This is a genomic window from Clostridium coskatii (genome assembly GCF_001675205.1).
Lineage (GTDB): Bacteria > Bacillota > Clostridia > Clostridiales > Clostridiaceae > Clostridium_B > Clostridium_B ljungdahlii.
In genome coordinates this window covers 1-14,098 of record NZ_LROR01000045.1, presented here as the reverse complement: position 1 = coordinate 14,098, position 14,098 = coordinate 1, and the positions used below count along the sequence as shown (strand labels likewise).

10 protein-coding genes are annotated in these 14,098 nt (G+C 29.6%); 9 read left to right on the top strand and 1 reads right to left on the bottom strand.

Annotated features, from left to right (window positions below; translation table 11 throughout):
• Positions 1-12 precede the first annotated feature (12 nt).
• The 8 genes from recJ (at position 13) to CLCOS_RS09365 (ending at position 11,548) form a co-directional block, all read left to right on the top strand.
• The gene (gene recJ, locus CLCOS_RS09400) at positions 13-1,788 is read left to right on the top strand and encodes a single-stranded-DNA-specific exonuclease RecJ (RefSeq protein ID WP_063600780.1); all 1,776 of its coding nucleotides are present in this window, start codon (positions 13-15) and stop codon (positions 1,786-1,788) included.
• A 55-nt stretch (positions 1,789-1,843) separates the two neighbouring features.
• Complete coding sequence (locus CLCOS_RS09395) at positions 1,844-2,299, top strand: arginine repressor (protein WP_013237590.1); 456 nt, start codon at positions 1,844-1,846, stop codon at positions 2,297-2,299.
• A 314-nt stretch (positions 2,300-2,613) separates the two neighbouring features.
• Positions 2,614-3,987: an APC family permease gene (locus tag CLCOS_RS09390; RefSeq protein WP_063600822.1), complete on the top strand. Its 1,374-nt coding sequence runs from the start codon at positions 2,614-2,616 to the stop codon at positions 3,985-3,987.
• A 374-nt stretch (positions 3,988-4,361) separates the two neighbouring features.
• Positions 4,362-5,642, top strand: a complete 1,281-nt coding sequence (gene arcA / locus CLCOS_RS09385; protein ID WP_082853522.1) for an arginine deiminase — start codon at positions 4,362-4,364, stop codon at positions 5,640-5,642.
• Between the two features lie 88 nt (positions 5,643-5,730).
• Complete coding sequence (gene argF / locus CLCOS_RS09380; RefSeq protein ID WP_013237593.1) at positions 5,731-6,732, top strand: ornithine carbamoyltransferase; 1,002 nt, start codon at positions 5,731-5,733, stop codon at positions 6,730-6,732.
• Positions 6,733-6,804: 72 nt separating this feature from the next.
• Complete coding sequence (arcD, locus tag CLCOS_RS09375; protein WP_063600781.1) at positions 6,805-8,268, top strand: arginine-ornithine antiporter; 1,464 nt, start codon at positions 6,805-6,807, stop codon at positions 8,266-8,268.
• Between the two features lie 50 nt (positions 8,269-8,318).
• Positions 8,319-9,284: a carbamate kinase gene (arcC, locus tag CLCOS_RS09370; RefSeq protein WP_013237595.1), complete on the top strand. Its 966-nt coding sequence runs from the start codon at positions 8,319-8,321 to the stop codon at positions 9,282-9,284.
• Positions 9,285-9,538: 254 nt separating this feature from the next.
• Positions 9,539-11,548 carry a methyl-accepting chemotaxis protein gene (locus tag CLCOS_RS09365; RefSeq protein WP_063600782.1) on the top strand — a complete coding sequence of 670 codons (2,010 nt, stop codon included), beginning with the start codon at positions 9,539-9,541 and terminating at the stop codon, positions 11,546-11,548.
• A gap of 96 nt (positions 11,549-11,644) precedes the next feature.
• Here the strand turns inward: CLCOS_RS09365 and CLCOS_RS09360 are convergent, their stop codons facing one another.
• Positions 11,645-12,448, bottom strand: a complete 804-nt coding sequence (locus CLCOS_RS09360) for a TrmB family transcriptional regulator (protein WP_063600783.1) — start codon at positions 12,446-12,448, stop codon at positions 11,645-11,647.
• Between the two features lie 257 nt (positions 12,449-12,705).
• Here CLCOS_RS09360 and CLCOS_RS09355 point away from each other — a divergent pair, with 257 nt between their 5' ends.
• Positions 12,706-13,770, top strand: a complete 1,065-nt coding sequence (locus tag CLCOS_RS09355) for an undecaprenyldiphospho-muramoylpentapeptide beta-N-acetylglucosaminyltransferase (protein ID WP_063600784.1) — start codon at positions 12,706-12,708, stop codon at positions 13,768-13,770.
• The last annotated feature ends 328 nt before the right edge of the window (positions 13,771-14,098 follow it).

Below are 14,098 nucleotides of genomic sequence, written 5' to 3'. Positions count from 1 at the left end.
GGGGTGTTGTTATTGCAGGCAAGGTGGATGTTAAAAAGGTGTAAAAAAGATGTAAAAGCTATTGCCAAAATGGCAGGAATAAGTGAAGTTGTAGCTTCAATTCTTGTAAATAGGGAAATAGAAACACAGGGAGAGATAAAAAGTTTTATAAATCCCTCTATGAGAGATCTCCAGAATCCGCTGCTCATGAAAGATATGGAAAGTGGTGTGGATATAATATATAGTGCTATAAAAGAGAAAAAAAATATAGCAGTATATGGAGACTATGATGTAGATGGAGTAATGAGCACCTATATATTATACTGTGGACTTTTAAGGTGTGGTGCTATGGTAAAATATCATATTCCAGACAGAATTACAGAAGGCTATGGAATAAATATTCATAGTATAGAAAAACTCAAAGAAGATGGAATTCAGCTTATAATAACTTGTGACAATGGAATTTCGGCACTAGAGCAAATTAAAAGGGCTATGGAATTAAATATGCAGGTAGTCATAACTGACCATCATGATATACCTTTTTCAGATGATGAAGATGGGAAAAGAAAATTCTTAATTCCTGAAGCAGATGCTGTTATTGACCCAAAACAGGAAGACTGCAAATATCCTTTTAAAAAACTTTGTGGAGCAGGGGTTGCCTTTAAATTTATTCAGGTGCTTTATGATAAATTTAATATAAAAAAGGAAGAGGCACTTAAATTTATCGAGTATGCAGCTATTGGAACTATATGTGATGTGGTGGATCTCATAGGTGAAAATAGAGTTATAGCTAAAAAAGGACTTGAAATGTTAAATAACACAGAAAATTTAGGAATAAGGGAACTTATAAAAGAGACCTCATTAGAAGATAAAACCTTGAATTCTTATCATATAGGATTTGTAATAGGACCTTGTATAAATGCTACGGGAAGACTTGAAAGTGCAGCTTTAGCACTGGAACTTTTACTTTGCAAAGATCCGGACAGGGCACATGAACTTGCCAAAAAACTTCATGAATTAAATATTCATAGGCAGGATATGACGATTAACAGTTTAAATAAAATAATAGATAAAGTTGAAAAGTCAGATTTGAAAAAGGACAAAGTACTTGTGGTATATGAAAAAGGAGTACATGAAAGTATAGCAGGAATAGTTGCAGGAAGGCTTAAAGAAAGATATAATGTACCATCTATTGTAATAACTAATGGAAAAGACTTTTCTAAAGGCTCAGGTAGATCTATTGAAGGCTATAATATGTTTGAAGAACTTGTAAAATGCAAGGAGTTAATGTTCCAATTTGGAGGTCATCCTTTGGCAGCAGGGTTGTCTATAGAAGAAGAAAATATAGATAAGCTTAGAGATAGATTAAATAAAAATTGCAAACTTACAGATAAGGATATAATACCTAAGATTAGAATAGATAAACAGGTTCCCTTAAATAGCATATCTTTTAAAATGATAGAAGATATAAAGAGATTAGAGCCTTTTGGCAAAGGAAATTCTACACCTGTATTTGGAGAAAAAAATGTGGATGTATTTAGGGTTTATTTCATAGGCAAGGACAAAAATACTTTAAAACTATTCTGCAGGCTGAAAAATAGTTTAAACAAAATTGATGCACTGTCTTTTGATGGAGGCGAAAAGTTTAGACAATTGATATTTAAAGCTTATGGAAGTGGGGCAGCCTATAAAATTTTAAATAATGATTTTAAAAATCTAAAAATGGATTTTATATATTTGCCTTCTGCTAATGAGTATAAAGGGAATAGGAATATACAGCTTATATTGAAAGATTTTAGATTAGCATGAAGTAGAAATAAAGCTTGATTTATATTTTTAAAATTGATAAATGGAGAGATTATATATGAAAACTGAGAGACATACAAAAATACTTGAAATTATTAATTCAAAGGATATAGAAACACAGGAGGAGTTAGTAGAAGAGCTTAAGAGTGCGGGAATAGAAGTAACTCAAGCCACTGTGTCAAGAGATATAAAGAAATTAAAAATTACAAAAGTAGTGGGCCAAAATGGGAAATCGAAATATTCTGTTGTAAGGCATACAGGAAAACTATTTCCTGATAAAATAGTAGCTATATTTTCACAAACAATTATTGATGTACAAACTATGAAAAATTTTGTTGTAATAAAAACTTTATCTGGTTCAGCCAAGGCAGCAGCAGAAGCTGCAGACTCTTTAGCTTTCAGCGGGGTTATTGGCACTGTAGCTGGCAATAATACATTATTTGTAATAACAACAGATGAAAAAGCAGCCTTGAGTTTGGCTAAAAAAATTAAAAACATGATTTCTAATCAATAATATTTCTTAGAAAGCTCAATTCATAAAATAAGACTTTTTTTGACTTTTATCATAGTAATTTTTAAAATATTTGCTAAAAAATGCTCTGTAAGGTATAATTATTCTGTAAAATATGATAACTACTGTAGTGGTTATCATATTTTACAGAATAGTTGTATATTGGTAATGTTCAAATATAGTAAGAGTGTTACAGTAGGTAGCCATAATATGAATATTTTAATATTATCAATAATTAGGAGGAGTATTCTGTGAACTTTATTAAAAAAAGAAGTGAAAACGATTTTAGAAATTCCAGTAAAAGTTATGGATATTTTATGGGCTTATTTCGAAAAAGAAATGTAAATAATCTTGAAAATTCTGTAGAAGCCAATGGATTAAAAAGAAAATTAAATGCTATTGATATAGCAGCGCTTGGACTTGGAGCAGTAATTGGAACTGGAATATTTGTCGTAACTGGACAAGGGGCGCATATGGCAGGACCAGCAGTTGTAATTTCCTACTTAATCGCAGCAATAACTAGTACTTTATGTGCACTTACTTATGCAGAACTTGCTACTATGTTTCCGGTTTCAGGAAGTACATATTCTTATTGTTACGTTGCCTTTGGAGAAATAATAGCATGGATTGTAGGGTGGAATTTAATACTTGAGTACCTAGTATCTGCAGCTATAGTAGCGTCAGGATGGTCCTCAGTATTTGTAGGAATTTTAAAATTATACAATATATATTTGCCCGATAGTATTACCAAATCTCTTCTGTCAGGTGGCATAATTGATTTGCCATCTGTACTTCTTATTATTTTTATAACATATGTGTTGTATAAAGGTGTTTCAGAGAGTAGTAAAATAAATAATATTACTGTAATTATTAAAATTGCTGTAATCGTTATTTTTATAGCATTAGGTGTACCACATATAAATGTAAAAAATTATCATCCATTTGCGCCATTTGGATTAAAAGGAATAATGACAGCTTCTTCTGTTATATTCTTTGCTTATATAGGTTTTGATACAGTTTCAACTTCTGCAGAGGAAAGTATTAATCCTAAAAGAGATGTTCCAATTGGACTTATGATTTGTATGACAGTAATTGTTATATTATATTTGGCTATTTCCTTAGTATTGACTGGAATAGTTCCATTTATGAAAATAGATGTAAACAATGCGCTCCCTTTTTCATTAGCACAAATAGGAATTAATTGGGGATCTGTATTAGTTAGTGTAGGAGCTGTGGTAGGTATGGTTTCAACATTACTTGTAACATTATACGGTCAAATTAGAATATTTATGACTATGTCAAGAGATGGATTAATTCCTAGTGCATTTTCTAAGATAACAAGTAGAAATGGGATACCAGGTATATGTACAATACTTACAGGTATTATAACGGGAATACTTTCAGGTTTTTTGCCATTCAATATACTTATGGATTTATGTAATATAGGGACATTATCTGCATTTGTTATGGTATCTATAGGTGTAATAATTTTGAGAAAAACAATGCCAAACGCTGAGAGAAAGTTTAGATGTCCAGGAGTTCCATTTACACCAATTTTAACAGTAGCTTTTTGTTTGTATTTAATGGCTGGTTTACAACCTTTAACATGGATGAGGTTTCTAATTTGGACAATAGTTGGTTTAGCAATTTACTTTTTATATGGAATTAAGCATAGTACTTTAAATTATTAAAATATGTATAATTTCTAAAATAAAATTTAGGAGGATATCTTAAGATTATCTTCCTAAATTTTATTTTTTTATAAAAAATTTTTTGAATATTTATAAAAAATATGCATATGAAAATCCAGTAGGAATAATAAATGTCATTTTTATGAATAATAAACATTCAAATACATGTATAAGTATGTCAAAAAATCAAAAAAAATAGAAAAATAAGGATTGACAACGTTATCTTATTAACATACAATAATAACCGTAGTAACCACCTAGATGGTTACTAATGCGATTAGTACTATAGCATTATTAAATGAGACTTTAATATACATACTTTGAAATTAAGTAATGTTGAGTTATCCAAATATTAGATGGGAGGAAAAATTAAGATGGAAACTAAAGTTTTAAGAAAAGATTCAGAAGTTAATTCTGAAGGCGGAACTTCAAAAACAGCTTTAAATGTTACTTCAGAAATAGGAAAATTAAAAACAGTTTTATTGCATAGACCAGGCCAAGAGATAGAAAATCTTACTCCAGAATTATTAAATAGGCTATTATTTGATGATATTCCTTACTTGAAAATAGCCCAGCAGGAACATGATGCATTTGCTGATATATTAAGAAATAAAGGTGTTGAAGTTCTTTACTTGGAGAATTTGGCAGCAGAATCTCTATATGACACAGATACTAAACTTAATTTTATTAGCGAATTTATAGATGAAGCTAAAGTAGAAAGCCCTGCATTAAAAGAGGCGCTTACAGAGTATTTTTTAAGATTATCTAATAAAGATATGATTGATAAAATGATGGCAGGAGTTAGAAAAGAAGAGCTCAAAGATTATAAGAGGTTTTCCTTATATGATCAAGTAAATGATTCATATCCATTTATATGTGACCCAATGCCAAATCTATATTTTACAAGAGATCCATTTGCAACTATAGGAAATGGTATTACATTAAACCATATGAGAACAGAAACTAGAAATAGAGAAACTATATTTGCTAAATATATATTTAGATATCATCCTAGATTTAAGGATTGTAATATACCACTTTGGTTTGATAGAGACGAAAATACATCTATTGAAGGTGGAGACGAATTAATATTAAATAAGGAAACTTTGGCTATTGGAATTTCTCAGAGAACTGATTCTGCTTCAATAGAAAAAGTTTGTAGAAAATTGTTCTGTAAAGGAAATAGCTTTAAGACAATTTTAGCATTCCAGATTCCTGTATCGAGGGCATTTATGCATTTAGATACTGTGTTCACTATGGTTGATTATGATAAGTTTACTGTTCATCCTGAAATTGAAGGACCTTTGGTTGTTTATGAAATAACAAAAGATAAAGATAGTTCAAGTGGATTAAAAGTAGTAAAACAAAATATTGAATTAGAAGAAGTATTGGAAAAATATCTTGGAAGAAAGATTACGTTAATAAGATGTGGCGGTGGTGACAAAATACATGCTGCAAGAGAACAGTGGAATGATGGTTCCAATACATTAGCTATTGCCCCAGGTGAAGTAGTAGTTTATTCTAGAAATCATGTTACAAATAAGCTGCTTGAAGAGTATGGAGTAAAACTTAATATTATGCCATCATCAGAGTTGTCAAGAGGAAGAGGCGGCCCAAGATGTATGAGTATGCCACTTTGGAGAGAAAATTTATAATTTCAATAGTTAATATAGTATAACAAGATAAGTTATAACAAATTAGAAAATAAAATTTAAAACAATTACCGAATAAGGAGAAATTGACATGGGATTTAATTTAAGAAATAGAAGCTTTTTAACATTAATGGACTTTTCACAGAAAGAAATAAACTTTATGCTTGATCTTGCTAGAGATTTAAAGAGAGCTAAATACCTAGGAAATGAAGAACAAAAGTTAAAGGGAAAAAATGTAGTTCTTTTATTTGAAAAAGATTCTACAAGAACAAGATGTTCATTTCAGGTTGCTGCACAGGATCAAGGAGCTCATGTTACTTATCTTGGACCAACAGGAAGTCAAATGGGAAAGAAAGAGTCCGCTGCAGATACTGCAAGAGTTTTAGGAAAGATGTTTGATGGTATAGAATACAGAGGATATGCACAAGAAACTGTTGAAGATTTAGCAAAATATTCAGGAGTTCCAGTTTGGAATGGATTGACAGACGCAGATCATCCAACACAAGTTTTAGCTGACTTTTTAACAGCTAGTGAACATTTAAATAAGCCATATAATAAGATGACATTTGTTTATTCTGGTGATGGAAGAAATAACGTTGCAAATGCACTTATGATTGGTGCTTCTAAAATGGGAATGGATTTTAGAATAGTAACACCAAAAGAATTATTCCCAAAAGAAGAATTAGTAAATAAATGCAAAGAAGAAGCTGCAAAGAGCGGAGCTAAAATAACAATAACTGATGATGTTGCTAAAGGTGTAAAAGGTGCAGATGTCCTTTATACTGATGTTTGGGTATCAATGGGTGAACCTGATGAAGTTTGGGAACAGAGAATAAAACTATTGAAACCTTATCAGATTAACATGGATATGATAAAGATGACAGGAAATGAAAAAGTTATATTTGAACATTGCCTTCCTGCATTTCATGATTTAAAAACTAAAGTTGGAAAACAAATACATGATAAATTTGGTTTAAATGAAATGGAAGTTACAGATGAAGTATTTGAAAGTAAATATTCTGTAGTATTTGATGAAGCAGAAAATAGAATGCACACAATAAAAGCTGTCATGGTTGCTACTTTAGGAGATTAATAAAATAGTTTATGAACTATATTGTTATAAAAATAACAATATAGTTCATAAAACAATTAGGAGGTTTTATTTGTGGAAGATAATAAACTAGTAGAAGATAATGAATTGTCAGAAAATAATAAATTGGGGTTATTTTCACTTATAGCATTAGTTATCGGCTCAATGATTGGTGGAGGAGCGTTTTCGCTACCAGGTGATATGGCAAAAGGAGCTAGTGCAGGTGCAATTATTATAGGATGGTTAATTACTGGAATTGGTATGATAGCATTAGCTTTTGTATATCAAAATCTTTCAATGAAAAGACCAGATTTAAATGGTGGTATATATAGTTATGCTAAAGCTGGTTTTGGAGATTACATGGGATTTAATTCAGCTTGGGGATATTGGTTAAGTGCATTAATTGGTAATGTATCTTATTTGGTAATGATGTTTGGAGCTGTTGGATACTTTTTTCCTGTATTCGGAAAAGGAAATAATTTAGCATCTGTTGTTTGTGCATCTATTATGTTGTGGCTTATTCAAGGTTTGATATTAAAAGGAGTAAAACAAGCTGCTATAGTAAATGTTATCACTACAATTGCAAAGTTAGTGCCAATATTCCTATTTATAATTATAGCTATCATAATGTTTAAAGTTAATATATTTACCTTAGATTTTTGGGGTGGTTCTACTCCTAGCCTAGGGGGAGTTGTAGCTCAAGTTAAAAGTACCATGTTAGTAACATTATGGGTTTTTATAGGAATTGAAGGAGCTGTAGTTGTTTCAGGTAGAGCTAAAAGAAGAAGTGATGTAGGAAAAGCTACAGTAATAGGCTTGGTTGGAACATTAGTCATATATATTTTAATAACACTATTATCTTTAGGAATAATGAATAGGGCTCGCCTTTCTGCTTTAGACACTCCATCAATGGCATATGTACTTGAAAGTGTTGTTGGAAAGTGGGGAGCAATCGTAATAAATTTAGGATTGGTAATTTCTTTGTTAGGAGCAACTTTAGGTTGGACTCTTTTGGCAGCAGAAATTCCGTATATAGCTGCAAAAGATGGTATGTTCCCGAAAGTATTTGCTAAAGAAAATAAAAATGGATCAGCAGTAAATTCTTTATGGATTACTAATATATTAGTAGAAATTTCACTTATACTAACACTGTTTTCTAGTAGTACCTATCAAATACTATATTCAATAGCAAGTGGAGCTATATTAATTCCTTATTTTCTTAGTGCACTGTTTGGGCTAAAATTTGAATTAATGAGTAAAGAAGAAAATGGAAGAACTAAAAATATTATAATTGCATCAGTTGCAACTATATACACAGCATGGTTAGTATATGCAGCAGGGTTAAAATACGTTTTGTTAGAAACTATACTTTTTGCTATTGGCATAGTTGCATTTACAATTGCCAGCAAAGAGAACAATAGTAATAAGAAGAAAGATTATATTTTCTTATCATATGAGAAAGTGATAGCACTAATTTTCTTAGTAGCAGGAATAGTTGCAGTAGTTATGCTAGCAACAGGTAAATTGTCAATAAGTTGATAAATAAAGAGACGTATTGTTAAATATATTTTGATTTAGGAGGAGTAATAATGAAAATAGTAGTAGCTTTAGGCGGAAATGCACTGCAAAAAGAAGGAGCACCAGCTACAGCTGAAGCACAATTGGATGTAATAAAAAAGACAGCAGTTTATTTAGCAGATATGATTGAAGAAGGACATCAGATTGTAATTGTCCATGGTAATGGGCCACAAGTTGGGAGAATAGTTATACAAAATGAATATGCTAGTAAAGTAACACCAGCTATGCCTTTTGATGTATGTGGAGCCATGAGTCAGGGAATGATAGGATATCATATTCAACAGGCACTAAGATGTGAATTGGTAAAGAGAGGTATAAGTAAACCAGTTACTTCTGTAGTTACTCAAGTTGTTGTGGATAAAGATGACGAAGGATTTAAAAATCCAACAAAACCAATTGGACCTTTCTATACTAAAGAAGAAGCTGAAAAAATTGTTAGTGAAAAAGGATATAAGATGAAGGAAGATGCAGGAAGAGGCTATAGAAGAGTTGTAGCATCGCCACAACCTAAGGAAATAGTAGAGATTAGTACTATTAAAAAGTTATTTAACGATGGACAAGTATTAATTACCGTTGGTGGCGGTGGAGTACCTGTAGTTAAAAATAGAAATGATGAACTAGAAGGAGTAGCAGCAGTTATAGATAAAGATTTTGCTGCAGAAAAACTTGCAGAAGATTTGGATGCAGATGTACTTATGATTTTAACAGCAGTAGACAAAATTGCAATTAATTTTGGCAAACCAAATCAAATTGATTTAGATACGATGACAATAGAAGAAGGAAAAAAATATATAGAAGAAAGCCAATTTGCTCCTGGAAGTATGCTGCCTAAAGTTAAAGCTACCATGAAGTTTGTTTCTTCTAAAGAAGGAAGAAAAGCTATAATAGCATCACTTGATAAAACAAAAGATGCGTTAAATGGAAAAAGTGGAACAACAATAAAATCAACAGATAGAGTATTATGTGCTAGCATATAGGCATAACAACGTATAAAAAATCTTTTGGATAAAAGGCTTATTTAAATGAAATTTAAACACATCTTTTATATTTTTCACATTCCTATGAGTTCATTTTTCTAAATATATGTGTACTTTTAGGAATTTCAAAATCAAATTTAAAATTGAACTACTAGGATACAATTTTTGGGAACATTTCTACATTGGGGCTATAATTATACAATTTTAGTATACCAAAAGAAATGTTCCTATTGTTTATAGAGGGGATATGAATTTTGAAAATTAAGTTAAATTCTTTAAAATTTAAGGGAACTGCTATAATTATTATAGTGTACTTTATTTGTTTACTACTAAGTTCTGTCATAAGCTTTAATGTATGCGAAAAGATATTATACGACCAATTTAATCAAAAGGCTTCTATATCATGTAGCAATGTTTCTAATAATATAAATAATTGGATTGAAGGTCAAGGAAAAGCTATAGAACAAATGGCTGAAGATATACAGTTTTATAATAATTTTGATGCAACCAATATGAAAGATTATTTACATATGAAACAACAATCGCAAAAATATGTTATTGCTTATTACGTTGGCCTTAGTGATAAAAGATATTTTGGAAGTGATAATTGGATACCACCACAAGGTTATGATGTGACAAAACAAAAATGGTATAGCCAAGCTGTGAATGAAAATAAGCTAGTGTATACAAAACCATATATAGATGAAGCTACCAAAAAAAGTATTATTTCTATTTTGATGCCTATCAAAATTAATGGGAAAATTGTAGGCGTTATAGGTGAGGATTTATATTTGGACTACCTTATGAATATTACACAAAAATATAAAATTGGTGAAAATGACTATGTATTTTTAGTTGATGCAGATAATGATTTTATTATTCATAAGAATAAAAATTTTTTGCCATCTTCAAATAAGAATGTAAATATGGGTAGTGTAAAAAATTATACTTATACAAGTATAGCCAATAAATCTAAAAATGAAAGTAAAGGATTAATTAAAGGAAAGGATTATGATTCACAAAACAAGTATTTTGTCTATGATAAAATAAGTTCTACAGGATGGCTTCTTGTGTTATCTATTCCTGAAATAGAAATAATAAAGCCTTTATCAAAACTTATCTTAGGATTTATTATTTCGTTTATTATTTCTATCATTATAAGTTCTTTAATTTCAATATATATTATTAATAGAATTTTAAAAGCAATATTTAGATTTAAGGAGCAAACTAAATTATTAGCTGATGGAGATTACAGAGAAACGCTAGATATTAAAGCTAAAGATGAAATAGGTGATCTTGTTGGCAGTTTTAATACCATGATTACTAAACAGCAAAAATTTATAAAAAATGTAAAACAAATGATTTACAATTTACAGACTGAAAACGATGAGTCAGATAAAAGCATATGTGAAGTTACAGAGACAAGTAAAATTGTTACAGATTCTATGGAGGAAATATCAAATGGAAGTGTAGAACAAGCTAAAAATATGACAATTACCTTAGAAAAAGTTAATTCTCTAGGAAAAAGCATAAATAATATAGATAGTAATGTGAGAAGTATGGTTAATGAAACAAATAAAAGCAAAGATAAAAATGAACTTGGATTAACTGCTGCTAGAGAACTTAAAGCAAAATTTGAGGAAAATAATAATTCCATTAGGGTTATGAGTGAAAAAGTAAAGGATTTAACAGAAAAATTTAAATATCTGGAAGATATTAATCAAGTTATAGAGTCCATATCTAAAGAAACTAACCTTTTGTCATTGAATGCTTCTATTGAAGCTGTAAAAGTAGGAGATGCAGGTAAAGGTTTTGGAGTAGTGGCTGATGAAATAAGAAAATTGTCTAATGATTCTTCAGATTCATCAAAAAAAATAAAAAGTGCTATAAATGAAATTGATGATATAATTAATTTGGTAAAAGTTCAAATGGCTAATACTACCGCTATATCGGAAAGTACAAATGTAAAGCTAAAAAGTACAATTAATAATTTTGAGGATGTAATAAGTTGTTCTAATAATTTAATACGTCAAATCAATTTGCTAAATGATGAAACTGATAATATGAGAAAGAGTAAAATAGAAGTAATTGAAAATATGGAGAATGTATCTAATATTAGTGAGCAGCAATCAGCAGCATCGGAAGAGGTAAGCGCCTCAATGCAGGAACAGTTTGCTAGTATGGAAAAGATATCTAACAATATAAGAAAAATTAATAATATGAGTAAAAAGTTGTTAGAAACAATCCAGCTATTTAAAACGTGATGAAATTGAACAAAGAAATTGTCAAAGCAATGTTATGTAACAGTTGAAGTGCATTCACATGGTATAATTAAGGTGATAATTGGAAATAAGATAATGTTAGCCTATTTCCAGATTATCCCTTATACTTTTTAGATTAGGACCAAATTCTTTATCAAGTTCTTTTTTGTGCTTGGAATATATTTCTGAAATAAATATATCATGAGTTATAAAACATTCAGTTACAAGCATAAAAGGCTTATTTTGGGTCCATATACAGTAGCTTGTGTTGTCGGCTTGAAATATTGAAAACAAACATTCTTTATGATCTATTACTAAGCTAAGCCATCTTCCATTTAATGCAGCATCTTCTTTCATGCCATCCATTTCATGATAAAATACTTTTCCTATTTCATCAACTTTACCATATAGTACGGAAACTATTTTAATATTTCTTTTTTTAGCATCTAATAATTCATCATATAAATTATTGTAATCTTTACTCCAAATATCCAGATATATTGATTCATTTGCGTTTCTTATCATAGATGTAATTTTATCTTTTATTTGTTCTGTATCATTGAAGTGCCACAGGTAATTTATGGATTCTAAATCATTTATACTATTTAAATTATCTTCTAGATAACTTATTGTAGATTTAGTATCTTTTTTATATATATCTAAGAATTCTTTTAAAGACAACGCTATGTATTTACAAGGGTTATAGCCATTTTTAATAATTACATTTTTATTTAAAAGCGACTTTACTGTATCGTATACCTTTGATTGAGGAACGCCTGATCGCTTGCTAGCTTCATAAGCTGTAATTTCTTGATTTCTCAATAAAGTTAAATATATCATAGCTTCATATTTGTTAAATCCTATTTTTACTAATTTAGCGATAAGTTCTTTTTCTAATTCCATTAGTTTGACCTCCATGCAAGATTTTCATTTATTATTATACACATTACTGTTAAAGTTGTCACTCTATTTTTTTAATGGTAATTAAATAGAACTATGTTAAAATAGTAGCTTGTACGATGTTGAACTAAAATTTTAATATACATATTTATAAGTTTTAAGTAATAAATATGTATATTGCTTCTATTGTTGTACAAAGTATAAATAATTACTATAATAAATCTAGGAGTTGGAAAAATTGTACGAGGAGGAAATAGAACTTGAAAAAAATAATACTTACAGGTGGAGGCTCTGCTGGACATGTTACGCCTAATCTGGCCTTAGTTCCAAGATTAAAAGAACTAGGATATAACATACAGTATATAGGAACCGAAAACGGAATTGAAAGAAAAATAATAGAAGATCAAAAAATAGAATATCATATAATATCCAGTGGTAAACTTCGAAGATATTTTGATATAAAGAATTTTACTGATCCATTTAAAGTTTTAAAGGGAATACTTCAAGCTATACTTATAATAAGAAAGGAAAAACCTAACATAGTGTTTTCAAAAGGTGGATTTGTTTCAGTTCCTGTAGTAATTGCTGCACATATAAATAAAGTACCTGTCATTGCCCATGAATCAGATATAACTCCCGGACTTGCAAATAGATTGTCTGCACCTTACTGCACTAAGATTTGTGCTACATTTCCAGAGTCTTTAAAAAACATAAAGGGTAATAACTCAGTTCTAACAGGAACTCCTATAAGGAAGGAACTTCTAGATGGAAGTAGGATAATAGGCAGGAGAATGTGTGGATTTGATAATGAGAAGCCAGTACTTCTCATAATAGGTGGAAGTCTAGGGTCTACGTTTATAAATAATACGGTTAGAAATTCACTAAATGAGCTTTTGAAAAATTATAATATAGTTCACATATGTGGAAAGGGGAATTTAGATAAGTCCCTTAAAGAGAGAAAGGGATATGTACAGTTTGAGTACATAAATGAAGAATTGCCGCATATAATGAATGCAGCGGATATAGTTATATCTAGAGCTGGTGCAAATGTAATATTTGAATTACTTGCTTTAAAAAAGCCAAACTTGCTAATTCCACTATCTAAAAAATCTAGTAGAGGAGATCAAATTTTAAATGCAGCCTCTTTTGAAAAAAGTGGATATAGTATGGTCCTCCAGGAAGAGGAACTTACTTCTCAGGTACTTTTAGATAGGGTTTTTAAACTCTATAGCTCTAGAAATGAATATATAAACAATATGGAGGCAAGTCCTGTGCAGGATGCAGTAGGTAAAATCATAAATTTAATAGAGAAATACAGTATATAAGGTTAATGTTAAAAATTTATAGTATAACTTTAAAAAACTGTCTTAAAAAGTTGTTATATAAAAAATGTTGACAATTAAACAGCTATTTAGTGCAAAACAACCATAAAAATTTAAAAAATACCATAAATTACTTGAAAAATAGTTGATAATAATGTAGAGTTATAAACAAAGGTGAAAAGCATTACTTGTATTCTTTTTTATATATTATTATAAATTAAAATGAAGCTGTATTAGAAAAAATACACACCTGTAATATAAAATTTTAAATTAATTTTTAATTTTTTCAAAATGTATTTTACATGTTTAGAATTTTGATGTATATTAAAAT

Bases quoted from the DNA above. Each gene is read 5' to 3' on its own strand.
- CLCOS_RS09360 (WP_063600783.1), bottom strand. From the start codon at position 12,448: ATGGAATTAGAAAAAGAACTTATCGCTAAATTAGTAAAAATAGGATTT.
- CLCOS_RS09395 (WP_013237590.1), top strand. From the start codon at position 1,844: ATGAAAACTGAGAGACATACAAAAATACTTGAAATTATTAATTCAAAG.
- CLCOS_RS09390 (WP_063600822.1), top strand. From the start codon at position 2,614: ATGGGCTTATTTCGAAAAAGAAATGTAAATAATCTTGAAAATTCTGTA.
- arcA (WP_082853522.1), top strand. From the start codon at position 4,362: ATGGAAACTAAAGTTTTAAGAAAAGATTCAGAAGTTAATTCTGAAGGC.
- arcC (WP_013237595.1), top strand. From the start codon at position 8,319: ATGAAAATAGTAGTAGCTTTAGGCGGAAATGCACTGCAAAAAGAAGGA.
- argF (WP_013237593.1), top strand. From the start codon at position 5,731: ATGGGATTTAATTTAAGAAATAGAAGCTTTTTAACATTAATGGACTTT.